Origin of the sequence: Geodermatophilus sp. CPCC 206100 (assembly GCF_048569675.1) — a bacterium.
In the GTDB taxonomy this organism is placed as follows: Bacteria; Actinomycetota; Actinomycetes; order Mycobacteriales; family Geodermatophilaceae; genus Geodermatophilus.
This window is the reverse complement of record NZ_JAQISV010000003.1, coordinates 43206-67118: the sequence shown is the minus strand read 5'-3', so window position 1 is coordinate 67118 and position 23913 is coordinate 43206. Positions and strand designations below refer to the sequence as shown.

24 protein-coding genes are annotated in these 23913 nt (G+C 74.3%); 11 read left to right on the top strand and 13 right to left on the bottom strand.

Annotation, left to right across the window (positions count from 1 at the left end):
- Nucleotides 1-14 precede the first annotated feature (14 nt).
- Complete coding sequence (locus PGN05_RS00895) at nucleotides 15-590, bottom strand: TetR/AcrR family transcriptional regulator (protein WP_419750337.1); 576 nt, start codon at nucleotides 588-590, stop codon at nucleotides 15-17.
- 158 nt (nucleotides 591-748) lie between these two features.
- Here PGN05_RS00895 and PGN05_RS00890 point away from each other — a divergent pair, with 158 nt between their 5' ends.
- Together PGN05_RS00890 and PGN05_RS00885 are read left to right on the top strand one after the other, a co-directional pair.
- Nucleotides 749-1966 carry a cytochrome P450 gene (locus tag PGN05_RS00890; RefSeq protein WP_419750336.1) on the top strand — a complete coding sequence of 406 codons (1218 nt, stop codon included), beginning with the start codon at nucleotides 749-751 and terminating at the stop codon, nucleotides 1964-1966.
- Nucleotides 1963-2166, top strand: a complete 204-nt coding sequence (locus PGN05_RS00885) for a ferredoxin (RefSeq protein ID WP_419750334.1) — start codon at nucleotides 1963-1965, stop codon at nucleotides 2164-2166. Before PGN05_RS00890 ends, PGN05_RS00885 begins: the two co-directional genes overlap by 4 nt.
- A 96-nt stretch (nucleotides 2167-2262) precedes the next feature.
- Here PGN05_RS00885 and PGN05_RS00880 read toward each other — a convergent pair whose 3' ends face one another.
- The 3 genes from PGN05_RS00880 to PGN05_RS00870 are packed head-to-tail and all read right to left on the bottom strand — an operon-like array spanning nucleotide 2263 to nucleotide 4794.
- On the bottom strand, nucleotides 2263-3102 hold the full coding sequence (locus PGN05_RS00880; protein WP_419750333.1) for an ABC transporter ATP-binding protein: 840 nt from the start codon (nucleotides 3100-3102) through the stop codon (nucleotides 2263-2265).
- A gap of 49 nt (nucleotides 3103-3151) precedes the next feature.
- Complete coding sequence (locus PGN05_RS00875) at nucleotides 3152-3925, bottom strand: ABC transporter permease (RefSeq protein WP_419750331.1); 774 nt, start codon at nucleotides 3923-3925, stop codon at nucleotides 3152-3154.
- Complete coding sequence (locus PGN05_RS00870) at nucleotides 3925-4794, bottom strand: ABC transporter permease (RefSeq protein ID WP_419750329.1); 870 nt, start codon at nucleotides 4792-4794, stop codon at nucleotides 3925-3927. Before PGN05_RS00870 ends, PGN05_RS00875 begins: the two co-directional genes overlap by 1 nt.
- A 309-nt stretch (nucleotides 4795-5103) precedes the next feature.
- On the opposite strand from PGN05_RS00870, the gene PGN05_RS00865 reads away from it, so the two are divergent.
- The 5 genes from PGN05_RS00865 (at nucleotide 5104) to PGN05_RS00845 (ending at nucleotide 10609) form a co-directional block, all read left to right on the top strand.
- Nucleotides 5104-5913: an IclR family transcriptional regulator domain-containing protein gene (locus PGN05_RS00865; protein ID WP_419750327.1), complete on the top strand. Its 810-nt coding sequence runs from the start codon at nucleotides 5104-5106 to the stop codon at nucleotides 5911-5913.
- On the top strand, nucleotides 5910-7142 hold the full coding sequence (locus PGN05_RS00860; RefSeq protein WP_419750326.1) for an MFS transporter: 1233 nt from the start codon (nucleotides 5910-5912) through the stop codon (nucleotides 7140-7142). Before PGN05_RS00865 ends, PGN05_RS00860 begins: the two co-directional genes overlap by 4 nt.
- Nucleotides 7143-7168: 26 nt before the next feature.
- Nucleotides 7169-7969 (top strand): CoA transferase subunit A, encoded by an 801-nt coding sequence (locus tag PGN05_RS00855; RefSeq protein WP_419750324.1) that lies wholly within the window; start codon nucleotides 7169-7171, stop codon nucleotides 7967-7969.
- Nucleotide 7970: 1 nt separating this feature from the next.
- Nucleotides 7971-8636: a CoA transferase subunit B gene (locus PGN05_RS00850; protein ID WP_419750323.1), complete on the top strand. Its 666-nt coding sequence runs from the start codon at nucleotides 7971-7973 to the stop codon at nucleotides 8634-8636.
- 257 nt (nucleotides 8637-8893) lie between these two features.
- On the top strand, nucleotides 8894-10609 hold the full coding sequence (locus tag PGN05_RS00845; RefSeq protein ID WP_419750322.1) for a ScyD/ScyE family protein: 1716 nt from the start codon (nucleotides 8894-8896) through the stop codon (nucleotides 10607-10609).
- 62 nt (nucleotides 10610-10671) lie between these two features.
- On the opposite strand, the gene pcaC is transcribed toward PGN05_RS00845, so the two are convergent.
- From pcaC to pcaH, 5 genes are all read right to left on the bottom strand, one after another.
- Nucleotides 10672-11070: a 4-carboxymuconolactone decarboxylase gene (pcaC, locus tag PGN05_RS00840; RefSeq protein WP_419750320.1), complete on the bottom strand. Its 399-nt coding sequence runs from the start codon at nucleotides 11068-11070 to the stop codon at nucleotides 10672-10674.
- Nucleotides 11067-11846, bottom strand: a complete 780-nt coding sequence (gene pcaD / locus PGN05_RS00835; protein ID WP_419750319.1) for a 3-oxoadipate enol-lactonase — start codon at nucleotides 11844-11846, stop codon at nucleotides 11067-11069. The genes pcaC and pcaD overlap by 4 nt, the downstream gene beginning before the upstream one ends.
- A complete protein-coding gene (pcaB, locus tag PGN05_RS00830) occupies nucleotides 11843-13168 on the bottom strand; it encodes a 3-carboxy-cis,cis-muconate cycloisomerase (RefSeq protein WP_419750318.1) in 1326 nt (441 codons plus the stop codon). Before pcaB ends, pcaD begins: the two co-directional genes overlap by 4 nt.
- Nucleotides 13165-13821, bottom strand: a complete 657-nt coding sequence (gene pcaG / locus PGN05_RS00825) for a protocatechuate 3,4-dioxygenase subunit alpha (RefSeq protein WP_419750317.1) — start codon at nucleotides 13819-13821, stop codon at nucleotides 13165-13167. Before pcaG ends, pcaB begins: the two co-directional genes overlap by 4 nt.
- Nucleotides 13822-13977: 156 nt before the next feature.
- The gene (gene pcaH, locus PGN05_RS00820) at nucleotides 13978-14724 is read right to left on the bottom strand and encodes a protocatechuate 3,4-dioxygenase subunit beta (protein WP_419750316.1); all 747 of its coding nucleotides are present in this window, start codon (nucleotides 14722-14724) and stop codon (nucleotides 13978-13980) included.
- A gap of 69 nt (nucleotides 14725-14793) precedes the next feature.
- Here pcaH and PGN05_RS00815 point away from each other — a divergent pair, with 69 nt between their 5' ends.
- The gene (locus tag PGN05_RS00815; RefSeq protein WP_419750314.1) at nucleotides 14794-15570 is read left to right on the top strand and encodes an IclR family transcriptional regulator; all 777 of its coding nucleotides are present in this window, start codon (nucleotides 14794-14796) and stop codon (nucleotides 15568-15570) included.
- Nucleotides 15571-15620: 50 nt separating this feature from the next.
- The gene (locus PGN05_RS00810; protein ID WP_419750313.1) at nucleotides 15621-16793 is read left to right on the top strand and encodes a 4-hydroxybenzoate 3-monooxygenase; all 1173 of its coding nucleotides are present in this window, start codon (nucleotides 15621-15623) and stop codon (nucleotides 16791-16793) included.
- A 93-nt stretch (nucleotides 16794-16886) separates the two neighbouring features.
- Here the strand turns inward: PGN05_RS00810 and PGN05_RS00805 are convergent, their stop codons facing one another.
- Complete coding sequence (locus PGN05_RS00805) at nucleotides 16887-17714, bottom strand: hypothetical protein (protein ID WP_419750311.1); 828 nt, start codon at nucleotides 17712-17714, stop codon at nucleotides 16887-16889.
- Nucleotides 17715-17754: 40 nt separating this feature from the next.
- Entirely contained in the window at nucleotides 17755-18114 is a 360-nt protein-coding gene (locus tag PGN05_RS00800) for a zf-TFIIB domain-containing protein (protein ID WP_419750310.1), read from the bottom strand.
- Nucleotides 18115-18259: 145 nt separating this feature from the next.
- On the opposite strand from PGN05_RS00800, the gene PGN05_RS00795 reads away from it, so the two are divergent.
- Nucleotides 18260-19435 (top strand): acyl-CoA dehydrogenase family protein, encoded by a 1176-nt coding sequence (locus PGN05_RS00795; protein WP_419750309.1) that lies wholly within the window; start codon nucleotides 18260-18262, stop codon nucleotides 19433-19435.
- On the top strand, nucleotides 19432-20607 hold the full coding sequence (locus PGN05_RS00790) for an acyl-CoA dehydrogenase family protein (RefSeq protein WP_419750307.1): 1176 nt from the start codon (nucleotides 19432-19434) through the stop codon (nucleotides 20605-20607). Before PGN05_RS00795 ends, PGN05_RS00790 begins: the two co-directional genes overlap by 4 nt.
- Nucleotides 20608-20705: 98 nt before the next feature.
- On the opposite strand, the gene PGN05_RS00785 is transcribed toward PGN05_RS00790, so the two are convergent.
- Complete coding sequence (locus tag PGN05_RS00785; RefSeq protein ID WP_419750306.1) at nucleotides 20706-21524, bottom strand: HDOD domain-containing protein; 819 nt, start codon at nucleotides 21522-21524, stop codon at nucleotides 20706-20708.
- 44 nt (nucleotides 21525-21568) lie between these two features.
- On the bottom strand, nucleotides 21569-23632 hold the full coding sequence (locus tag PGN05_RS00780; RefSeq protein ID WP_419750304.1) for a putative bifunctional diguanylate cyclase/phosphodiesterase: 2064 nt from the start codon (nucleotides 23630-23632) through the stop codon (nucleotides 21569-21571).
- Nucleotides 23633-23913 lie beyond the last annotated feature (281 nt).

The window sequence follows — 23913 nt, the reverse complement described above, 5'->3', positions numbered from 1 at the left end:
CCCCGGCCGAGGGGTCAGGAGGCCCGGGCTGGGTCCGGCGCGCGCGGCCGGGGCCGGGCCCGGGCCGTTCCGTGGCTGCGCAGGACGACGTCGACGAGCGCGTCGGCCATCGCCTCGGTGACCGCGGCGTGGCCCAGCAGCAGGCGGTAGTACATCGGCCCGATCAGGACGTCGACCAGCAGGTCCGGATCGGTGTCCGGGCGCAGGTCGCCGTCGTCGATCGCCTGCCGGATGAGGCCGATGACCAGGCGGCGGCGCCTGCTGAGGTAGCGGTCGCGGAAGGCCTGCGCCAGCTGCGGATCGTGCTGGGCGTCGCCGACGACGCCCGCCAGCGTGCGGCCGTGCGGGCCGGCCAGGAAGGCGACCCCGATGTGGACGTGGCTGACCAGGTTCTCCAGCGCCGACCCTGCGTGCAGCACCGGCGTGTCCGGTCCGGCGGCGTCGAGCAGCGCGTCCATGGCGACGTCGGCCCGGTTGTCCCACCACCGGTACACCGTCGCCTTGCTGACCCCCGCCCGGATCGCCAGGGCGTCGATGGAGAACCTCGAGAAGCCCACCTCGTCGATGAGGTCACGGGTCGCTGTCAGCACGGCGGTACGCACCCGCTCCCGGGGACCGCGCACACGGGTCGTCGAGGCGTCATCAGTCCGTCCGGTGGCCACGGGGTCAGGCTACCGCAACTAGACAAAACGTTTCGTTTCGATCTACGGTGCTCCCACCGCATCCGGCGACACAGGGGAACGGGCCCATGACGACCGACTCGACGGCACCTCCGCGCTCCACCACCTCGGGCCGGTGCCCGTTCGACCACCACGCCGTGCAGACCGCGGAAGAGGTGTGGGCCTCCTACGCGGACCTCCGCGAGGAGCGTGTGAGCCGGTCCGAGCTCCACGGCGGCTTCTACGTGCTCAGCCGGTACACCGACGTGCGGACGGCGTTGCGGGACCCGCGGACCTTCTCCTCCGCCGCCGGTGTGCGGATCCCGGACAGCGGGGGCCGGTCGATCCCGATCGACTTCGACCCGCCCGCCCACACCGGTTACCGCGCTCTCTACGCCAGCCGACTGACCGCGGCGTCGGTGCAGGCGATGGCGCCGTTCCTCTCGGAACTGGTGAACGGCCTCGTCGATGCGTTCCATCGGGCCGGCGGCGGCGACTTCGTCAGCGGGGTGGCGCTGCCGATGCCGCTCGCCGTCCTGGAGGAGGTCGTCGGCTTCTCCCCGACCACCATCTCCCAGCTCCGCCGCCTCACGGAGGAGTCGTGGAGGCAGATCACCGAGCACTCGCTGGACGAGGCACGGGCGGCCCTCCGCCAGGTCATCCGCGCCGAGATCGCCCGACATCGTTCCGAGCGGCCGGACACCTACCTCACGACACTGCTGGACGCCTCGATCGAGGGCCGGCCCATCACTGACGACGAGCTCGAGCGGGCACTGCTCACGTTCGCGATCGCCGGTCACGAGACCACGACCAACGCCGCCGGTTGGCTCGCGCATCTCCTCGCATCCGACCAGGGGCAACAGGCGGCTCTCCGCCAGGACCCGTCACTGATCCCTGGGTTCGTCGAGGAGATCCTGCGGGTCGGCACCCCGGCTCAGCTCTTCGCACGCCAGACCACCCGGGACGTCGAGGTGGGCGACACCGTCATCCCCGCCGGATCGCGCGTCCTCCTCGCGCTCGCCGCCGCCAATCGTGATGACGCGCAGTTCCCGCACGCCGACGTGATCGACCTGGAGCGTGGCTCCCGGGGCCATCTGGCGTTCGGGTTCGGCATCCACCAGTGCCCGGGCTCCCTGCTGGCCCGCACCGAGCTCCGGCTGCTCCTGGCGCGACTGATCGAGCTGCCGGCGCTGGTTCCCGCCGGCCCGGCAGACTTCGGCGGCCTCGTCGGCGGCATCCACCACGGCCCCCGCTCGCTGCCACTGGCCTTCGCCGACGCACCGACCGGAGCGGGGGGCGACCGATGAGGGTGACCGTCGATCCGGCGCGCTGCAGCGGTCACGGCAACTGCGTCGCCGCCGCCCCCGACCTGTTCGACCTCGACGACGACACGGACATCGCGGCACCGAGGAAGAGCAGGTACGCCGAAGCGGACCGCTCCAGGATCCTCGACGCCGTCACGGACTGCCCGGCGGCCGCCATCGCGGTCGACGAGTCCTCGACCTGAGACCGAGGACGCGGGACCACCGGGTCAGCGCCGCCGGGAACGAGCGCGGCCCCGGGGGTGCTCCCCCGGGGCCGCGCCCGTTCGTCGTCCGCGTCGTCAGGCCCCGACGCCGGAGGCCGACGAGCCGGTCCCGATCACGGTGGGCGCGTGCGGGTCGACCGCGCCGGGCGTCTCCTCCTTCGGGCGGTGGATCTGCTCGAAGACCCGGGCGCGCAGCTCGGCGAACCGGGGCGAGGACCGGGTGTGCAGCTGGTCGCGCTCCTCGGGCAGGTCGATGGCGACGTCGTCGCGGATGACCGTGGGCGAGCTGGAGAGCACGATCACCCGCTGACCCAGGTACACCGACTCGTCGATGTCGTGGGTGACGAACAGCGTGGTGACCTGGAACCGGTGCCACAGGTCCCGGACGAGGTCCTCGAGGTCGGCGCGGGTCTGCGCGTCGACGGCCGCGAACGGCTCGTCCATGAGCAGCACCTCGGGCTCGTACGCGATCGCGCGGGCGATCGCGACGCGCTGCTGCATGCCGCCGGACAGCTGCCACGGGTAGGCGCTGTGCACGTCGGCCAGGCCGACGGCGGCGATCGACTCGTCGACCAGCTCCTTGCGGCGGGCTCCGGGCACCTTCTTCTGCTTGAGCGGCAGCTCCACGTTCTCGCGGACGCTCATCCACGGGAACAGGCTGCGCCCGTACTCCTGGAAGACGATCGCCATGCCCGGCGGCGGGCCGTCGACCTTCTTGCCGTTGAGCTTGACCTCGCCCGCGGTCGGGTCCAGCAGCCCGGACATGATCTTGAGCAGCGTGGTCTTGCCCGATCCCGAGGGACCCACCAGGCAGGCGAACTCGCCGTCCTGGAGGGTGAAGGTCAGGTTGCGCACGGCCTCGACGGTGCGCGACTTGCCCTCGTACACCTTCTTGATGCCGTTCACCTCGAGCATCGCGTCGTGCCTTCCGATCGGGGGGTCAGGGTCGGGGTGTGCACTGTCATCACCCGGCGCGCTGGGCCCGGCGCAGGCCGTGGTACCAGGCCAGCCACCGGCTCTCGACGAGGCGGAACAGCAGGGACAGCAGGAAGCCGAGCAGGCCGAGCATCAGCATGCCCGCCCACATCTCCGGGATGGCGAAGCTGCGCTGCGCCTGGACGATGGCGAAGCCCAGGCCGTCGCTGGCGGCGAACAGCTCGCTGATCACCATCAGGATGATCGCCACCGACAGGCCCTGCCGCAGGCCGGCGGCCATCTGCGGGCTGGCCGCGGGGAGGATCAGGTGCCGCAGCCGGGCCGCGCCGCTGATCCGGTACGTCTTGGCCGTGTCGGACAGCACGCTGTCCACGGCCCGGACGCCCTCGGCGGTGTTGAGCAGGATCGGCCACATGCAGCCGAACGCGATGACGACGATCTTCATCGTGTTCTCGATGCCGAAGATCAGCATGAGGATCGGCACGACCACCGGCGGCGGGATGGCGCGGAAGAACTCCAGCACCGGCTCCAGCAGGTCCCGCAGCCGCTTGTAGGTGCCGATCAGCACGCCCAGGGTGACCGCCACGACCGCGGCGATCAGGTAACCGGCGGCCAGCCGCAGCAGGCTGGGCAGGACGTCGTCGGCCAGCCGCGGGCCGAACCACTCCTCGACCAGGCTGTCGACGATCCGCGACAGCGGCGGGAAGTAGAAGTCGGTGCTGGACGCCGAGGTCACCCACCAGAGCACGAACAGCACGACGGGCAGGCCCAGGGCGAACCCGAACCGGCGCAGGAACGCCATCAGAGAGCCACCTCTCCCCGCTGGGACGGGTGCCAGCTCAGCGCCCGCCGCTCGATGAAGCGGAACACCAGGTTGACCACCACACCGAGCAGGCCGGCGACGACGACCAGGGCGTAGGTGGCCTCGATCGCGCCACTGCTCTGCGCGACCGCGAGCCGGTTGCCGATGCCCGGGTTGCCGATGACCAGCTCGGCGGTGACCGCCAGGATCAGGGCGACCGAGGCCGACAGCCGCAGCCCGGTCATGACGTAGGGCAGCGCGGTCGGCCAGGTGACGTAGCGGACCCGCGCCCAGAACGGGAAGCGGTAGGCCCGCGCGGTGTCCTGGGCGACCGGGTCGACGTCCTGGACGCCGTAGAGGACCTGGATGACCATCTGCCAGAACGCCGCGTAGACGACCAGCAGCAGCTTGCTCTCGATCGAGGTGCCGAACAGCAGCACCGCGAGCGGGATGAGCGCCACCGAGGGGATCGGCCGCAGGAACTCGATGGTCGAGGCGGTCAGCTCGCGCAGGAAGTGCGAGCTGCCGATCAGGATCCCGATCAGCACGCCGGCCACGGCGGCGATGAACAGGCCCAGCGCCCAGCCCTGGATGGTGTCCAGCAGCGCGATCCAGAACCCGGACTGGCCCAGCTGGTCCAGCAACGCGGCGAAGATCTGCGAGGACGTCGGGAAGAACCGGTTCGGCAGCACCCCGATCCGCGGCAGGATCTCGAACAGGGCCACCAGGGCCACGAGTCCGATCAGCCCGAGCACGATCGGCGAGGCGCCGAGGGAGCGCTTGGCTGGGGGCTTGGGCGCGACGCCGGCGTCGGAGTTGTCCGCGGCGGGCTCGTAGACGGAGACCGGCGCCGAGGGGGATTCGGTCACGGCAGCAGCACCCCTCGGCCGTCGGCCCCGCCACGGGTGGCGGACGGCAACGACGCGGCAGCGAGGGCCGCTCGAGCTCGGCGCATGGGCGCTCCTCGAGAAGTGGGATCCGGATGACTGGCGTTCGCTGCGCGAACCGCTGTGCTGTCTGAGAACGGAAACAGGTGACGGCTGCCACCGTCAAGCCCGCACCGCGGGAAGTGACCGCGCCGTGATCGCCGGTGAGGTCCGCTTGCCGTACAGCCGTTCACTCTGCGCACAATGGCAGACGGGGCGCCGACCCGCCCCCTCGGGCCGGGGAGGGAGCGCGTGGAGATCGCCGAGGAGCCGGCCGTCCTGCCGGTGCGCGACAGCACCTTCGTGCAGTCGCTCGACCGTGGGCTCGCCGTGATCCGGGCCTTCGACGCCGAGCACCCGCGGCTGGGGCTGTCCGAGGTCGCCCGGGCCACCGGCCTGACGCGGGCCGCCGCGCGGCGCTTCCTCCTCACGCTCGTGCAGCTGGGCTACGTGCGCGTGGACGGGCGGGAGTTCTCGCTGCGCCCGCGCGTCCTGGAGCTCGGCTACTCCTACCTGTCGGGGCTGACGCTCCCGGAGGTCGCCGAACCGCACCTGGAGAACCTGGTCGCGCGCGTCAACGAGTCCTCGTCGCTGTCGGTCCTGGACGGCGACGACATCGTGTACGTCGCCCGCGTCCCGACCAAGCGGATCATGACGGTCCTGCTGTCGGTCGGCACCCGGCTGCCGGCGCACGCCACCTCGATGGGCCGCGTGCTGCTGGGCGGCCTGGGACACGCCGAGCTCGCCGCCTACCTGCAGCAGGCCGAGCTCACCCGCTACACCGCCCGCACGGTCACCGACCCGGTCGAGCTGCGCGCCGCCGTCGAGCACGCCCGCGCCCAGGGCTACGCGCTGGTCGACCAGGAGCTGGAGGAGGGCCTGCGCTCGGCCGCCGCCCCGGTCCGCAGCACCGACGGTGAGCTGGTCGCCGCGCTCAACGTCTCGGCGCACGCCAGCCGGACGTCGATGGAGCAGCTGGAGGACGAGCTGGTCCCGGTCCTGCTGGAGACCGCCCGGCACATCGAGCACGACCTCTCGCGCACCCGGCGTCCCGGGTCGTGAGCCGCCCTCCCTCCGACCGCCGGGCGTGGTGGGTCCTGCTGGGCCCGGCCGTGGCCCTCGTCCTCCTCGCCCTGTGCCTGCGGGCGCCGTTCGCCGCAGTCGGCCCGCTGCTCGACGAGCTGAGCGACGAGCTGAGCGTCTCGACAGCGACGCTCGCCGTCCTCACCTCGCTGCCGCTGATCTGCTTCGGGTTGGTCTCCCCCACGGCCCCTGCCCTGGCGGCCCGCATCGGCGTGCACCGCGCCGTCACCGCCGGTGCGGTGGTCCTCGTCGCCGGGATCCTCCTGCGCCTGGCCGGGACCTGGGGCCTGTTCGCCGGCACCGTGGTGCTCACCGCCGGCATCGCGGTGGTCAACGTGCTGCTGCCCGCCGCGGTCCGCGCCGAGTACGGAGCCCGCAGTGCGCCGGTCCTCGGGGTGACGACGGCGTCGGTCGCCCTGTCGGCCAGCCTGGGCGCCGGCCTCGCCCAACCGCTGGGAACCCTCGGGGGCTCGGCGCTCGCGGGGCTCGCCCTCTGGCTGGTCCCGGCCGTGGTCGCCCTCGGCGGCATCGCCGTCCTGGCCTCGCGCCGCCGCGTCGAGCGCATCCCCGCCGCGGCCCGGCTGCCGGTGAGCGCCGTCCTCCGGGACCGCGTGGCCCTGGCGGTGACCGGGTTCTTCGGCCTCCAGTCGCTGACCTTCTACGCGATGCTCACCTGGCTGCCGAACATCCTCGAGGACGACGCCGGGATGTCCGGGGTGGCCGCGGGCGCGGTGCTGGCCGGGGCCACCGCCGTCGGCGCGCCCTGCGCCCTCGTCGTCCCGCCGCTGGCCGCCCGCCGCCCGGGCCAGGGCGCGTGGGTGGGCGGTTCCTGCACCCTGATCGCCGTGGGGATCACCGGCCTGCTGCTGGCCCCGGCGGCCGCGCCGGTGCTGTGGGCGGTGCTCTACGGTCTGGGGACGGGGATCGCCTTCCCGCTGGCCATGACCCTCGTCCTGGTGCGGACCCGCGACGTCGGCCAGACCGGCCGGCTCTCGGCGGCCGCCCAGAGCGTGGGGTACCTGCTCGCGGCCACCGGGCCGCTGGCCGTCGGTCTGCTGCACGACGTGACCGGGGGGTGGCGGACCGGCCTGGTCCTGCTCCTGGTGCTGGCGGTCCTGCAGCTGGTCGTGGGGCTGGCCGCGGGCCGGCCCCGCCTGGTCACCGAGACCCGGGCGGAGGAGACGCACGCCTCCCCCGCCCGCCCCTGAACGGCCGAGGACGACGAGGAGAGCTGATGGACAAGGTGGTGGACAGCGCCGCTGCGGCGGTGGCCGACATCCCGGACGGCGCGGTGCTGGCCGTGGGCGGGTTCGGCCTGTGCGGGATCCCGTACGGCCTGATCGACGCGATCCTGGAACAGGGCACCACGGACCTGACCACGATCTCCAACAACTGCGGGGTCGACGACGCGGCCCTCGGGGTGCTGCTCTACGCCGGGCGGATCCGCAAGACGATCAGCTCCTTCGTCGGCGGCAGCAAGGAGGTCGCCCGGCGGTACCTCAACGGTCAACTGGAGGTCGAGCTGACCCCGCAGGGCACGCTCGCCGAGCGGCTGCGCGCGGGGGGCAGCGGCATACCGGCCTTCTACACCCCCACGGGCGTCGGCACGATGGTCGCCGACGGCGGCATCCCCGTCCGCTACGACGCCGAGGGCACCGTGGTGGAGGTCAGCCGCCCCAAGGAGGTCCGCGAGTTCGACGGCCAGCAGTACGTGCTGGAGACCGCGCTGACCGCCGACTTCGGGCTGGTCCGCGCCGCCCTCGGGGACCGCCACGGCAACCTGGTGTTCCACGAGTCGGCGGCCAACTTCAACCCCCTGGCCGGCATGGCCGGGCGGATCACCGTCGCCGAGGTCGAGCGCCTGGTCGAGCCCGGGGAGATCGTGCCCGAGCAGGTGCACCTGCCCGGCGTGTTCGTCGACCGCGTGGTGCTGGCCCGCCCCGACGACAAGAAGATCGAGAAGCTCACCACCCGCCCGCGCCGCGCTCCGGCCACCCCGGCCGCCGCCGGCGAGGAAGTCACCGAGGGGAACTGACATGGCCCTGACCCGCGAGGAGCTCGCCGCCCGGGTGGCGCTGGAGCTCGAGGACGGCCAGTACGTGAACCTCGGCATCGGGATGCCGACCCTGGTGCCGAACTACATCCCCGAGGGCGTGCACGTCGTGCTGCACTCGGAGAACGGCATCCTCGGCGTCGGCCCCTACCCCTACGAGGGCGATGAGGACCCCGACCTCATCAACGCCGGCAAGGAGACGGTGACGGTCCTGCCGGGCGCCAGCTACTTCGACTCGTCGCTGTCGTTCGGGATGATCCGCGGCAAGCACCTCGACGTCGCCGTCCTCGGTGCGATGCAGGTCAACCCCCGGGGCGACCTGGCCAACTGGCTCATCCCCGGCAAGATGGTCAACGGCATGGGCGGCGCCATGGACCTCGTGCACGGCGCCAAGCGGGTGATCATCATGATGGAGCACGTCGCCCGCGACGGGAGCCCGAAGCTGGTCGAGGAGTGCACCCTGCCGCTCACCGGCAAGGCCTGCGTCGACCGGGTGGTCACCGACCTGGCCGTCATCGACGTGACCCCGCAGGGGTTCGTCCTGGTGGAGACCGCCCCCGGGGTGAGCGCCGACGAGGTGGCCGAGAAGACCGGCGCCCCGCTGACCGTCCCCGACGCCGTCCGGGAGATGTCGCCCGCCACCGCCTGACCCGGGGCGCCCCGCACGAGGGCCCCGCCGTCCGTCCTCCGGGACCGACGGCGGGGCCCTCGTCGTCGTGGGGGCCGGGCGGACGGGGTACCGGCGCCCCCCAAGAGACGGACCTGTCCCTCCCCCACCTGGGGGCTCCGGACCCTCCCGGTCCGCACCTAGCTTCGGTCGGCATCGGGGACCGCACGCGATCCGCCCCGGGCGACGAGAGGCCCGGGGTCTCCCTCCACACCGCCGACCCCCACGCGGAGTTCCACATGCGCAGAACCATCGTCGCCGCCGGCTCGTTCGCCCTCCTCCTGGGCAGCGCCACCGCCGCGTCCGCGACCGTCGAGACGCCCGACAGCAGCGAACAGCCCGACCACGTCGTGGTCGCCACCGGGCTCGACAACCCCCGCCAGCTCGCGTGGGCCGGGCGCACCCTCCTGGTCGCGGAGGGCGGCCAGGGCGGTGACGACTGCACCGCACCACCGCCGGTCGAGGCCCCCGCCACCGACGCCGGGACGGCCGCACCCGGCACCGGGTCGACCGATCCCGGGTCGACCGGCGCCGGGCCCGTCGTCGCCGAGCCGCCGGCCGACGACGACGGCACCCTCGACCAGGGCCCGGGCGACGTCCCCGTGCCCGCACCCGACACGACCGCCACCCCCACCGAGCCCACCACCGGCGGGGACACGGCGACCGACACAGGGTCGACCGGGACCGACAGCGCGGCGACCGCCGCCGTCGGCGACCTCGGTGCCGACGGCATCTGTGACGGGTTCACCGGCGCCATCTCCGCCATCGACCGGCCGGGCCGCACCGTGGACGGCGACGCGGACGAGATCGTGTCCGGCCTCTACTCCGTGGAGTCGGCCGAGGGCACCGTCGGCGCCGACGGCGTCGCGACCGGCTTCCCGGGCGCCCTGGTCATCGCCCAGGGCGAGGGAACACCCGAAGCCCTCGCCGCGGAAGGCGACGAGACCGACGACCCCGACGACGAGACACAGGAGCACCTGCTCCTCAGCGTGGACGACGAAGTCCTGCCGTGGGTGGACCTCGGCGAGGCGGAGGAGCGCCTGAACCCGGATCGGAAGACGGCGCTGGACTCCAACCCGAACGCCGTGATCGTCGTCGACCCGACCCCCCGCGGTGAGCGCGGCGTGGACGAGTACGCCCTCGTCGCCGATGCCGGCGCCAACGCCGTCTGGCGGGTGACGCCGGACTTCTCGGATCTCGACGAGAGCGGCCTCCCCGACTACGAGGTCAGCGTCTTCGCCGCCTACGAGTCCGACGACGACGAGACCACCCCGGAGTTCGTCCCCAGCGCGCTCGCCCGGGACCGGGCCGGCAACGTCTACGTCGGCGGGGTCGGCTCCCTGCGTCCGGGCGTCGCCGAGGTGGTCCGCTACGACGCCGACGGCGACGAGACCGGCCGCTGGGACGGCTTCACCGGCATCAACGGCCTGGCGGTCGCCCCGGACGGCGAGCACGTCTACGTCTCGCAGATCCTCGGGTCCGATCCCACCCGGCCCAGCGGCAACGTCGTCCGCTTCACCACCGACGACCCCGAGGAGGCCACGTACACCTCCGTCGACGTCCCGTTCCCGTCCGGACTCGCGCTGGGCAGGGGCGACTCCGTCTACGTCTCGGCCTACAGCACGTCCCCGGCCGACGCCGACGACCCCGCGACGGAGGAGGTCGAGCCCGGCGGACAGGTCTGGCGGGTCACCTTCGCGGAGGACGCCGAGGAGCTCGCGCTCCCGGTGACCGTGCCGGCGGACCCGGAACCGGCCACGCCCGCCCCGGCCGAGACCCCCACCGACCCGACGGCCACCCCCACCGACCCGATCACGCCCACCGACCCGACGGTCACGCCCACCGACCCGGCCGGTACCCCCACCGACCCGGGCGGCACGGCCGCCGGGTCCGGTGCCGCGGCGACCGACGACGACGGGACCGCCGACCAGGGCCCCGGCGACGTCACGCCCTGACACCGCCGGAACCGGCCGTGCGGTGCCGCGGGACCCCCGCGGCACCGCACGGTCGCGCGCGCTCAGGCGCCGCGCAGCTCCTCGAGGATCGGCGCGGCGACCTTGAACGCGTGGTTGGCCGACGGGACGCCGGCGTACACCGCGGCGTGCTGGATGCACTCGGCGATCTCGTCGTCGGTGAGCCCGTTGTTCTTCGCCGCCCGCACGTGGAGGGCGAACTCGTCCCAGTGCCGCAGCGCGATGGTGATCGACAGCGTCATCAGGCTGCGGTCGCGCCGGGCCAGGCCCGGTCGCTGCCAGACGTCGCCCCAGGCCACCCGGGTGATGAAGTCCTGGAAGCCGGCGGAGAACGGCGTGGTGTTGGCGACGGCGCGGTCGACCCACGCGTCGCCGAGGACCTCCCGCCGGGTCCGCATCCCGGCCTCGCGGCGGCCGTCGTCGGTGGAGGGCAGCTCGCTCACCGGGCACCGCCTGCCGTGTCGAAGTGGGCGAGCAGCTCGCCGGTCACCTGCAGCGGCTGCTCGAGGTTGGCCAGGTGCGCGCCGGGGCTGATCGACACGAGGCGGGCGCCGGCGACGCCGTCGGCGATCGCCTGCTGGTGGTCCGGCGACAGCGCCGGGTCCTCGGCACCGGAGACGACGAGCGTGGGGGCGGTGATCCGGCCGAGCTCCTCGCGCAGGTCGATGCCGGCGACCACCTCGGCGCAGGCCGCGTAGCCGTCGTCGTCGCAGCCGGCGACCATCGCCTGGAGGCGGGCCACCAGGTCCGGGTGCTCCGTGGCGAACGGCGGGGTCAGCCAGCGGCTCACCACGGTCGGCGCGAAGGACGCGGTGCCCTCGGCGCGGGCGGCCGCGGCCCGGTCGAGGAACCCCTGCGGCTCGGTCTTCGCGGAGGTGCACAGCAGGGCGATCCGCCCGACGCGGTCGGGGTCCCGTGCGGCCAGCCGCATCGCGGTCATGCCGCCCAGCGAGAGGCCGGCCACGTGCGCGCGGGCCACCCGGAGGCGGTCCAGCAGCGCGAGGACGTCGTCCACCAGGTCGTCGAGCGTGTACGGCCCCGCGGGTGCCGGGGAGCTGCCGTGTCCGCGGGTGTCGTAGGTGATGACCCGGAACCGCTCGGCCAGCGCGGGCACCTGGGGGTCCCACATGCCCCGCGTAGCGCCCAGCGAGTTGGAGAGGACGACGACCGGCGCGTCGCGCGGGCCCTCCTCGGTGTACGAGACCTCGACGGCTGTCACTTCTCCCCTTCGGTGAGTGCGGCGTGCTCGGCCAGGGCGGCGTCCACCTGGGCGCCGGCCTCCCCCACGTCCGGTGCGGCGGCGGCCAGGACGGCGGCGCCGTCGACGTCGGTGCGGGCGGCGACCACCTCCGCGAGCGTCCGGCCGGTCTGCTGCGCCTCCCGGACCGCGGCGGCCGCGGCGTCGTGGGCCGACCCCCGGCCCAGGGCGGGGGCGAGTGCGTCGGCGAGCGCACCGGCGAGCGGCCCCTCGTCGGCCGCGGCGACGGTGGCCGCCATCCGGGCGACGTCGGGACGCAGGCCGCGCAGGCTCTCGGCCAGCCAGGCCGCGGCCGAGCCGACCGTGCTGAGCAGTTCGGTGAGCGACGGCCACTCGCTGTGCCAGGCGCCGGCGGCTCGCTCGTGCTCCTGCTCCATGGCGGCGAGCAGGGTCGCGACCAGCCCGGGTGCCCGGCGGGCGCAGGCGCGCGCGGAGATCGCCGCGACCGGGTTGCGCTTGTGCGGCATCGCCGAGGAGCCGCCGCGCCCCTCCCCCACCTCGGCGACCTCGGCCACCTCGGACTGGGCCAGCAGCACGACGTCGACGGCGACGGTGGCCACCACCCCCGCGGCCGCGCCGAGCGCGCCGGCGAGGTCGGCGATCGGCAGCCGCACGGTGTGCCAGGGGACGGCGGTGTCCACCAGGCCCAGCTCCTCGGCCAGCGCCGCGCGGACCGCGGTGCCCGAGCCGTCGCTGGCCGCCAGCGTGCCGACCGCGCCGCCGTACTGCACCGGCAGCGAGGCCACCACCTCGGCCAGCCGGAGCCGGGCGCCGTCCAGACCGGCCAGCCACCCGGCGGCCTTGAGCCCGAACGTGGTCGGCAGCGCTTGCTGCAGGAGCGTGCGGCCCATGACGACGTCGTCCCGGTGCGCCCGCGCCAGCCCCGCAGCGGTGTCGGCCGCCGCCGCCAGGTCGGCGTCGATCGCCGCGACCGCGTCCCGGGCCAGCAGCACGAGGGCGGTGTCGAGCACGTCCTGGCTGGTGCCGCCGACGTGCACGGCGACCGCGTCGCGCCCCCCCACCGCGTCCTGCACCGCGCGCACGAGCGGCGGCACCGGGTTGCCCGCGTCGGCGGCCCGGGCCACCACGGTGGCGAGGTCCAGCCGCGAGGGGTCGGCGCAGGCGGCGGTGACCGCGTCGGCCGCGGTCGTCGGCACGAGCCCGGTGCGCGCCGCCGCCCGCGCGAGGGCGGCCTCGACCTCCAGCAGCGCCCGGAACCAGGCGTCGTCGGAGACCGCGGCCGCCGCCGCGCCACGGGCGAAGGTGCCGGCGAAGAGGCTCACAGGTCGAAGAAGACCGTCTCCTGGTCCCCCTGCAGGTGGATGTCGAGCCGGTAGCCGTCGTCGGTCTTCTCCGCCACCAGGGTGCGCCGCTGTTCCTCGCTCAGCCCGCGCAGGACGACGTCCTCCGCGTTGGCCTCGGCCTCGTCGGCGAAGTAGATGCGGGTGACCACCCGGTCGAGCAGGCCGCGGGCGAAGACCGAGACGTCGATGTGCGGCGCCTGCAGGCCGCCCTCGCCGTCCGGCACGCGGCCGGGCTTGAGCGTGAAGATGCCGAACTCACCCGGGGGCTCCACGGTCTGCGCGCGGGCGAAGCCGCGGAAACCCGGGTAGGAGGCCGCTCCGCGGGGGTCCTCCGGCGACGGGAAGCCGCCGTTCGGGTCGGCCTGCCAGCTCTCGATCATCGCGTCGGGGACCAGCTGGTCGGCCCCGTCGAAGAGCCGGCCGCGGATCCAGATGCCGCCCTCGGTGCCCTCGTCGGCGGCCCAGATGCCGTCGGGCCAGGACAGGCCGATGGCCAGGTAGGGCCCCACGGTCGCGCTCGGGCTCAGGCCCCACCGCAGGGGCTCGGTCAGGAAGCCGGTGTGGCGCTTGCGCCCGGGCAGCGGCTGGTAGGGCTCCGTGACGTCCGGGACGTCCAGCGGGTTCAGGGTCACGCCATGTCCTCTCGCGCGGTTCCGATCTCGGTCCGCTCCTCGCTCGTGCCTCGCTGCGATGCTCCCGCGACCGTCATCACGCGACGTCCTCTCGCGCGGTTCCGATCTCGGTCCGCTCTTCGCTCGTGCCTCGCTGCGATGCTCCCGCGACCGTCATCACGCGACGTCCCCGTCGTCCTCGGTCTCGAACGGGGTCTGGTCCTTGCCGCGCAGCACGATGTTCCACTCGTAGGCCAGCGCCCAGTTGTCCACGGTCCGCTCGAGGCTGTACTGGCTGATCGCGCGGTGCCGCGCCGCGGCCGGGATCGAGTTGAAGATCGGGTCCTGGCCGAACAGCGGGTCGTCCGGGAAGTACATCTGGGTGACCAGGCGCTGGGTGAACGCCTGGCCGAACAGCGAGAAGTGGATGTGCGCCGGCCGCCAGGCGTTGTGGTGGTTGCCCCACGGGTAGGCACCCGGCTTGATCGTCATGAACTCGTAGCGGCCGAGGCTGTCGGTCACCACCCGGCCCAGCCCGTCGAAGTGCGGGTCGAGCGGCGCCGGGAACACGTCGACGACGTGCCGGTAACGCCCGCCGGCGTTGGCCTGCCACACCTCGACGAGCGCGTTGGGGACCGGGCGGCCGTCGCTGTCGAGCACCCGGCCGTACACGAGGATGCGCTGGCCCACGGCCTCGCCACCGTTGCGCAGCGTCAGGTCGGCGTCCGCCGCCGTGATCCGGTCCTCCCCGAGGACCGGCCCGGTGAGCTCGGTGAGCCGGTGCGGCAGGTCGACCGGCGCGCGCAGCGGTGCCCGCAGGCCGGTGCTCTTGTAGTCGGGGAAGCCGACGGGGGTGCGCAGCGAGGGGTCCTCGCGCAGGTAGCGCGGCAGGTGCAGCCGGCTCTCGGAAGTGGTCCCGGTCATGCTGGGACCGTACGACCGACGGGCTAGGCTGCCCAAACCGGGACTGCCGTCCAGTGGAAGGAGGCGCGCGTGGCCGGTGGCAGCGCGACGACCGGGCGATCGGTCACCTCACGGGCACTGGCCGTGCTCGACGCGTTCACCAGCAGCACGCCGCGCCTGACGCTGTCGGAGATCGCCGAGCGCTCCGGCACGCCGCTGTCGACCACCCACCGCCTGCTGGCCGAGCTGACCGACTGGGGGGCGTTGCAGCGGCGGGCCGACGGCCGGTACGAGGTCGGCCGCAAGCTGTGGGACCTGGGCCTGCTGGCGCCGGTGCAGCTGGAGCTGCGGCAGGTCGCCGCCCCGTTCCTCCTGGACGTGCACACCGCCACCCGCGACACCGTGCACCTCGCGGTCCGGGAGGGGCGCTCGGCGCTCTACGTCGAGCGGATCTCCGGGCGGGAGTCGGCGCCGGTGGTCAGCCAGGTGGGCAGCCGTCTGCCGCTGCACGCGACCGGGGTGGGCAAGGTGCTGATGGCGTCGGCGCCCGACGACCTGGTCGAGGCCATGTTGCGCGGCCTGACGCGGGAGACCCGCCACACCGTGGTCGACCCGGCCCGCCTGCGCCGCGAGCTGGCCGAGGTGCGTCGGCGGGGGTACGCGCGCACCGCCGAGGAGATGTCGCTGGGCACGTTGTCGGTCGCCGTCCCGGTGGTCGCGGAGCGGGGCGGGGCCCCGGCGGTCGTCGCCGCGCTGGGCATCGTCGTCCCCAGCCACCGGCGGGACGTCACGCGGCTGGTGCCGGTCCTCGAGGTGGCCGCGCGGGGCATCGGCCGGCAGGTGTCGCGCGCTCAGCACTTCCACTGAGCGGTAGCCGACGGTTCCCTCGGCGGCGTACCGGCCGTCACACTCGCCGGGTGCGTACTCAGGTGGGGATCATCGGCGCCGGCCCGGCCGGCCTGCTGTTGTCGCGGCTGCTGCACCTCCAGGGCATCGACACCGTCGTCCTGGAGAACCGGTCGCGGGACTACGTCGAGGCGCGCATCCGCGCGGGCATCCTCGAGCAGCACTCCGTCGACACGCTGACCGCCGCCGGCGTCGGCGACCGGCTGCAGCGCGAGGGCCTCGAGCACCGCGGCATCCACCTGCAGTACCCGGGCACCCGCGCGACGCTGGACTTCCCCGAGCTGTGCGGCCGCACCGTGTGGGTCTACGGCCAGACCGAGGTCACCAAGGACCTCATCCGCACGCAGCTGGACGGCGGCCCGCCGCTGCTGTTCGAGGTCTCCGACGTCCGCCCCGAGGACGTCGACTCCGACTCCCCGCGGATCCGGTTCACCGACGCCGACGGCACCGAGCAGGTGCTGGAGTGCGACGCCATCGCCGGCACCGACGGCTTCCACGGCGCCTCCCGCCCGGTGGTGCAGGCCGCCGGCGCGGGCCGGGTGTGGGAGCGCACCTACCCGTACGCGTGGCTGGGCATCCTCGCCGACGCGGCGCCGGCCACCGACGAGCTGATCTACGCCTGGCACCCCGAGGGCTTCGCGCTCTACTCGATGCGCTCGCCCTCGGTGTCGCGGCTGTACCTCCAGGTCGACCCGGGCGAGGAGATCGGGAACTGGTCCGACGACCGGATCTGGGACAACCTCGAGCGGCGGTTCGCGCTCGAGGGGTGGAGCGTCAACACCGGCACCATCACCGAGAAGTCGGTGCTGCCGATGCGGTCGTTCGTGAGCGCCCCGATGCGCCGCGGCCGGCTGTTCCTGGCCGGGGACGCCGCGCACATCGTGCCGCCCACCGGCGCGAAGGGCCTCAACCTGGCCTTCGCCGACGTCACCCTGCTCGCGCAGGCGCTGGTCCGGCTGCTGCAGGAGAAGCAGAGCGACCTGGTCGACTCCTACTCCGACCGGGCGCTGGCCCGCGTGTGGCGGTGCACTCACTTCTCCTGGTTCATGACCTCGATGCTGCACCGCTCCGGCGACGAGTTCGACGCCGAACTGCAGCTGTCCCAGCTGCGCCGGATCGTCGAGTCCGAGCCGGCCGCGCGCGAGCTCGCCGAGAACTACACCGGCCTGCCGCTCGAGATCTGACCCGGCCGGTCGCCGCACCGATCGTCGGCGGCGCTGGTCGCCGGAGCACGCGTGCTGGCCCGGCTGGGCGTCGACGCGCCCGGCGGGGAGGGCTCAGCGGCCGGCGTCCAGGAGGGTCAGGACGGCGTCGGCGGTGCCGGGGGCCAGCGGCAGGTGCACCAGCACGGCCGGCAGCTCCTCGGGCTCCAGGCCCTCGGCGAGCAGCGCGGTGAGCAGCCGGCCCGCGTCCGTCGGGGGCACCGGCGGGGCCAGCTCCCCGGCGGCCAGCGCCGCGCGGGCGAGGAAGACCGCCCCCGAGGCGTCGGGGTCCTCCCGCGGGGGTGCCACGCCCGGGTCCGCGGCCTCGCGGGTCAGCGCCTCGGCGGCGCGCACCAGCGACAGCGGCAGGCCCTCGGCCTCCACCGCCAGCAGCGGCTGGTCGGCCAGGGCGGCGAGCACCAGGTGCTCGGCCTCGGTGCGCAGCGGCGCCTCCCACTCCCCCGCTCGGACGACGCCCACCAGGTCCCGCCCGTCCTCGCCGAGGTCGTCGAGCAGCTCGGCCCACTCCGCCGGCCGCGTGGCCCGCGCCCGCTCGGCGGCGAGCACGCAGGTGCCCAGCACGAACGGCTCGAGCACCTCCCGGTCGAAGTGGTCGGCGTAGACGACGCCGTCGGCGTCCAGCCCGTTCAGCGCGTCGCGGAAGCTGCCGGGCCGGGCGTCGCCCAGGTCGAGCCGGCCGTCCTCGTCGCCGCTGATCGACTGCCCGCGGGCGACGCGGTCGCCGATCGTGCCGCCGGTCCCGGTCAGCCGCCCGCGCCGGCGCTCGTGGTGCGGGCGGTCGGAGAGGCCGACGGTCCAGGCGCAGGCCTCGGCGATCAGCGCGGGCACCCGCTCGCGGAGCACCTCGCGGGCCAGCTGACCCATCCAGTCGACGTCGAACACGCTTCGAGGGTGCCTCGCGGGGCGCCGCCGTGCACGGCGCTCAGCCGAACAGGTCGCCCAGGAACGACTGCTTGCGCTTCGAGCCGTGGCCGGAGGAGTGCTTCTTCCCCTGCACCTGGTTGAGCACCTCACCGACGACGGCGCCGAGTCCGCCCGCGCCGAGCCCGCCCGCGGAGCCCCCGCCCCCGTGCGCCGTTCCGCCGGCGGACGCCGTGCCGCGCGACGCCGCGCCCTGCCCCCCGGCCGACCCGCCGTGCCAGGCGTTCTCGGCGTCCATGAGCCGCTCCAGCTCGCCGCGGTCGAGGAAGATGCCGCGACAGTCGGAGCACTGGTCGACGTGCACGCCGTTGCGCTCGTAGGTCCGCATCGAGCCCTGGCACTTCGGACAGATCAGGTCCATGGCGGGGCAACGCGCGGCCGCCGGGGGACGGTTCCCGCCGCGCGCGGTCCCGGGACTACCCGCCAGTAGCCCTTGTGGCATGGTCGGGGTCCCACCCTGCGAGACGACGGTCACCACGGGGGTCCGACGTCAGGAGAGAGGTCCGATGCGGTTGCAGCTGTCCCCGGAACTGGAGGCGTTCCGGCAGGAGATGCGGACGTTCTTCACCACCGAGGTGCCCCAGGAGATCCGGGACTCCGTCGCGGCCCGCCGCGACGTGTCCAAGGACCACTACACCCGGACCCAGCGGCTCCTCAACGCCGCCGGTCTCGCCGTGCCGCACTGGCCGGTGGAGTGGGGCGGCCGGGGCTGGACGCCGCTGCAGCTGCACATCTGGCGGGAGGAGATGCAGCTGGCCTGCGTCCCCGAGCCGCTCGCCTTCAACGCCAGCATGATCGGCCCGGTCATCGCGGCCTTCGGCACCCAGGAGCAGAAGGAGCGCTTCCTGCCGGCCACGGCCAACCTCGACATCTGGTGGTGCCAGGGCTTCTCCGAGCCCGACGCGGGCTCCGACCTGGCCAGCCTGCGGACCACCGCCGTCCGCGACGGCGACGACTGGGTCGTCAACGGCCAGAAGACCTGGACGACGCTCGGCCAGCACGCCGACTGGATCTTCTGCCTCGTCCGCACCGACCCGACCGCGGAGAAGAGGCAGCGCGGCATCTCCATGCTCGTCTTCCCGATGGACTCCCCCGGGGTGACGCTGCGGCCGATCGAGCTCATCGACGGCAGCCGGGAGGTCAACGAGGTCTTCTTCGAGGACGTCCGCGTGCCGGCCGGTAACCTCATCGGCGAGGAGAACCGCGGCTGGGACTACGCGAAGTTCCTCCTCGGCAACGAGCGCGTCGGCATCGCCCGCGTCGGCGCCACCAAGCGGCTGCTCGCCCAGGCCAAGGAGCACGCCCGGTCGGTCACCGCCGGCGGTCGGCCGCTGGCCGAGGACCCCCTCATGGCCGCCCGCATCGCCGAGGTGGAGAACGAGCTGCTCGCGCTGGAGCTGACCGCGCTGCGGGTGGCGGCGCACTCGGCCGACGGCAAGCCGCACCCGGCGTCGTCGGTGCTCAAGCTGCGCGGTTCGGAGCTGCAGCAGGCCGCCACCGAGCTGCTCGTCGACATCGCGGGGCCGCTCTCGCTGGCCTCGTTCGCGCAGGACGGCTCCGACGTCCCGGACTGGGCCCGGGTCGCCACGCCCGAGTACCTCAACCACCGCAAGGTCTCCATCTACGGGGGCTCCAACGAGGTGCAGCGCACCATCATCGCCGGCTCGATCCTGGGGTTGTGAGACAGACCGTGGACTTCACCTACGACAGCGAGCAGAACGACCTGCGCGACGCCGTCCGCGCCCTGCTGGACCGCGCGTACGGCGACAGCGAGCAGCGCCGCAAGGTGGTGGCCGCCGATCCCGGGTTCGACGAGCAGACCTGGGCGCGGCTGGCCGAGATGGGGGTCCTCGGGCTGCCCTTCGCCGAGGAGGACGGCGGGATGGGTGCCGGCCCGGTGGAGGTGGCGATCGTCGCCGAGGAGGTCGGCCGGGTGCTGGCCCCCGAGCCCTTCGTGGAGGCCGTCGTCCTCGCCGGCGGGCTGGTCGCCGCCGTCGGCACCGCCGCCCAGCGCAGCGCGGTCCTCGGTCCCCTGGCCGAGGGCGGCAGCGTGCCGGCCGCGGCACTCGCGGAGCCCCGGACCCGGTGGTCCCCGGCCGCGGCCGGCGTCACCGCCACGGCGGACGGCGGCACGTGGCGGCTGACCGGCGTCAAGGAGCCGGTGGCGGCCGGCGCCCGCGCCGACGTCCTCGTGGTCAGCGCCGTCGTCGACGGCGGAACGGCGCTGTTCCTCGTCCGCGGCGACGCCGAGGGCCTGACGCGCACCGGCTACCGCACGCACGACGGGACCCGCGCCGCGCACCTGCGCCTCGACGGCACCCCGGCCGAGCTGCTGGGCGAGGGCACCGCCGACCGGACGGCCGAGATCGAGCAGGTGCTGGCGCGAGCCCGGATCGCCTACAGCCACGAGGCGGTCGGGGCGATGGAGGCCGCGCTGCGGACCACCGCCGGGTACCTCACGACCCGCAAGCAGTTCGGGGTGACGCTCAACAAGTTCCAGGCGCTGACCTTCCGCGCGGCGGACATGTACGTCTCCCTGGAACTGGCCCGGAGCACCGCGCTGTGGGCGTCGATGGTCCAGGCCGCCGGCGGGGACGTCGTCGCCGCGGCCGACCGCGCCCGGCTGCAGACCAGCCGCGCCGGCCGGCACATCGGCCAGGAGGCCATCCAGCTGCACGGCGGCATCGGCGTGACCGCCGAGTACAAGGTGGGCCACTACACCAGCCGGCTCACCGCGATCGACCACGTGCTGGGCGACGGCGACTGGGCGCTGTCCCGGCTGGCGGCCGGGGTCGGCACCTACGAGACCGTGGACCCCCTGGGCGCGCCCTACACCCCGCCGACCACGGGCTGAGAGACCCCGGCCGCCCCCCTGCAGGGCCCCGCCGCGCGCACGGCCCCGTCCAGAGGCTCGCCGCGAGCTGCGAGCGGTGAGGAGGACGGGGTCCTTCGTCAGCCCAGCATCGCCAGGCGGAGCTCCTCGGCCTCGGCGCGGACCTTGTCCAGCACCGGCGCGACGGCGTCCTCGCGCAGCACCCCGGCGGTCAGCTGCTCGACCGGCACCGCCGTGTAGTCGTCGGTGGTGAGCCGCGACGCGACCTCCAGCGCCGCGCGCAGCAGCGCGCCGTCCGCCGAGCCGAGGTCGTCGACCGCGCCCAGCGGGTCGACCATGCTCCGGGGGAAGCCCCACTGCTCCAGCGCCACGGCGGTCAGCCGGAACGCGTGGATGCCGTAGCGGCGCACCTCGGCAGCGCGCCGGTCGGCGGTGGTGAGCTCCGTGGCGGTGAGCTCCGCGTACCCGTCGTGGTCGTTGTGGTGCAGCAGCGCGATGCCGACCGGGGCGAGCAGCCCCAGGCACAGGGCGTCCTGCGGCCGCTCGCCGAACCGGCCGGCCAGGGTCGAGGCGGCCAGCGCGACGCTGGTGCTGACCCGCCAGAAGTCCTGCGGCAGGCGGGACTCGTCGTCCAGGTCGGTGAGCGCGACGGTGGCCATGGTCCGGACCGTGGTGAAGCCGACGACGGTCACCGCGAACTGCAGCGACGTCACCCGGCCGCGCATGCCGAAGTAGGCGGAGTTGGCCAGCTTCATCACCCGGCTGGCCAGCGCCACGTCGGCGGCCAGGATGTCGGCGAGCGCCTTGGCGCCGGTGTCCTCGGCGTTGGCGACCGACACGACCTGCGCCGCGACCGGCTTCTGCGCGGCCATGGTGTCGATGCTGGCGAGCACCGCCTCCAGGTCGAAGGACGGGGCGGCGGCCAGGGCGGAGGACACGACGGCTCCAGTACGGGGAAGCGGGTGGGCGGCGGGGGGCGGGGTCATCGGGCGCGGGCGGCGAACCAGTCGGCGGTGCACGCGCCGGTCATCGGCTGGGCCAGGCTGTACCCCTGCAGGTAGCCGGCGCCCAGGCGGGCCAGCTGCTCGGCCTGCTCGGCGGTCTCCACGCCCTCGGCGACGGTGGTGAGACCGAGGTTCTGGGCCAGCGCGATGACCGCCGAGGCGATCTCGGTGTGCCCGTGGGCGAGCTCGGCGACGAACGAGCGGTCCACCTTCAGGCAGTCGACCGGCAGGTGCCGCAGGTAGGCCAGCGACGAGTAGCCGGTGCCGAAGTCGTCGATCGCGAGCTGCACCCCGAGGTCGCGCAGCTGGGTGAGCACCGCGCGGGCCGAGGAGGGGTCCTTCATCAGCGCGGACTCGGTGATCTCGACGGACAGCCGCGCCGGCTCCAGGCCGTGCCGCTCGAGGGCGGCGACCACCTGCGGGTGCAGGTTCTCGTCGAGCTGGAGCGCCGAGACGTTGACGTTGGCCCGCAGCGGGGCGGCCGGCCCGAGCTCGCGGTCCCAGGCGGCCAGCTGCCGGCAGGTCTCGTCCAGCACCAGCAGGCCGAGCCCGCCGATCAGGCCGCTCTCCTCGGCCAGCGCCACGAACGTCGCCGGGCTGATCGGGCCGCGCTCCGGGTGCCTCCAGCGGGCCAGCGACTCCACGGCGACCGACGTCCGGTCGGCGGTGCTGAAGATCGGCTGGTAGAGCAGCGTGATCTGGCGCCGCTCGATGGCGGAGCGCAGGTCCGCGACCAGGCGCAGCTTGTCCCGGGCCTCGGCACGGGCCTGCTGGTCGAGGACGGTGATGCGGCCCTTGCCCCCGGCCTTGGCCTGGTACATGGCGATGTCGCAGTCGCGGATCAGCTCCTCGGCCGCGGTGTGCTCGTCGGTCTGCACGGTGACGCCGACGCTGGCGTGCGGCCGCACCTCCACCCCGCCCAGGCGCACCGGCCGGGCCAGCGCCGCGCCGATCCGGGCGGCCAGGGTGACCGCGGCGTCCTCGTCGAGGCCCTCGCAGACGACGACGAACTCGTCGCCGCCGAACCGGGCGACCAGGTCACCGGGGCGCACGGTGGCGCGCAGCCGGGTGGCGACCTCGATCAGCAGCTCGTCACCGGCCGCGTGGCCGAGCGAGTCGTTGACCACCTTGAAGTTGTCCAGGTCGAGGAAGAGGCAGGCCAGGCCCCCGCCGCCCCGGGTGAAGCGGGCGCCGACGTGCTCGGCGAGCCGGGTGCGGTTGGGCAGCCCGGTGAGGGGGTCGTGGTTGGCCTGGTGGGCCAGCCGCGCCTCGAAGGCGAGCCGGTCGGTGATGTCCTCGATGGTGCCGACGAACCCGGCGCCGACGCCCGGGGTGAACAGGTGGGCGAACCGGATGACCGTGGTCCGCTCGGTGCCGTCCTCGCGGACCAGCCGGGCCTGGGCCTCGCCGTCCCCGCCGCCGAGGACGGCGACGACCTGCTCGATCACGCCGTCGAGGTCGTCGGGGTGGACGGTGGCCATCCAGCCGGTGCCCAGCAGCTGCTCGGCCTGCAGCCCGACGAGGCTGCAGAACGCGTCGTTGACGTGGGCCAGGCGCATGCCCTGCTCCGACAGCAGGGTGGGGATCGGGGAGCGCTCGGTGAGCGTGGCGAAGCGCTGCTCGGAGGCGTCGGCCGTGGCCCGCAGCGCCCGCTCCTGCTCGTTGGCCGCGGCCACCAGCCGCAGCGTCCACATCCGGCCCGACGGGGTGGGCGTGGCGATGACGACGGACTCGACGAACGCGCCGCTGGCCGAGCGGACCGGCAGGGTCATGCGCGCGCTGCGCTCCCGGCGCAGCAGCAGTTTGACCTCGCCGCCGCGCAGGGTGGGCACCAGCGCCGCGACCGGCAGGGACCGCAGGTCCTCGAGGCCGTAGCCCAGCAGGTGGGTGGCGCCCTCGTTCCCCCAGGTGACCCGGTGCGTCCCGCCGACCAGTTCCGCGACGAGGAGGACGAGGGTGTCGCTGACCGCGGCGCCGTAGAAGATCGAGGAGACGATCTCTGCGGACACCAGCGGCTCGGCCGGCACGCTCGGCGCTGACACCTTCCCCCCTCCGTGGGTGGACCGGCCTCCCGGCCGGTCGATGGGCCGGTTCCCCGGCACGAGGACCAGTACGGCAGCTCCGGCCCGCGGGTGGAGCCGGAGCGGGGACGGCGTCACCCTCCCGGGTGGGGTCGGCCGCCCGAAGGCGTCGCGGGGACCGCCGGTCACGGCGCGGGGTGACGGCGGGACGGCGCGCCACCGCACGCGCGAACCCCGCGGGGACCGGCATGATCGGCCCCGCACCGCAGGACCTCGAGGTGCGGCGTCGTCGCCGCCGGGAA

Excerpts from the sequence above, each read along its gene's own strand:
- PGN05_RS00890 (WP_419750336.1), top strand. The coding sequence starts at position 749 with ATGACGACCGACTCGACGGCACCTCCGCGCTCCACCACCTCGGGCCGG.
- PGN05_RS00885 (WP_419750334.1), top strand. The coding sequence starts at position 1,963 with ATGAGGGTGACCGTCGATCCGGCGCGCTGCAGCGGTCACGGCAACTGC.
- PGN05_RS00880 (WP_419750333.1), bottom strand. The coding sequence starts at position 3,102 with ATGCTCGAGGTGAACGGCATCAAGAAGGTGTACGAGGGCAAGTCGCGC.
- PGN05_RS00875 (WP_419750331.1), bottom strand. The coding sequence starts at position 3,925 with ATGGCGTTCCTGCGCCGGTTCGGGTTCGCCCTGGGCCTGCCCGTCGTG.
- PGN05_RS00855 (WP_419750324.1), top strand. The coding sequence starts at position 7,169 with ATGGACAAGGTGGTGGACAGCGCCGCTGCGGCGGTGGCCGACATCCCG.
- PGN05_RS00850 (WP_419750323.1), top strand. The coding sequence starts at position 7,971 with ATGGCCCTGACCCGCGAGGAGCTCGCCGCCCGGGTGGCGCTGGAGCTC.
- PGN05_RS00845 (WP_419750322.1), top strand. The coding sequence starts at position 8,894 with ATGCGCAGAACCATCGTCGCCGCCGGCTCGTTCGCCCTCCTCCTGGGC.
- pcaH (WP_419750316.1), bottom strand. The coding sequence starts at position 14,724 with ATGACCGGGACCACTTCCGAGAGCCGGCTGCACCTGCCGCGCTACCTG.
- PGN05_RS00800 (WP_419750310.1), bottom strand. The coding sequence starts at position 18,114 with ATGGACCTGATCTGTCCGAAGTGCCAGGGCTCGATGCGGACCTACGAG.
- PGN05_RS00795 (WP_419750309.1), top strand. The coding sequence starts at position 18,260 with ATGCGGTTGCAGCTGTCCCCGGAACTGGAGGCGTTCCGGCAGGAGATG.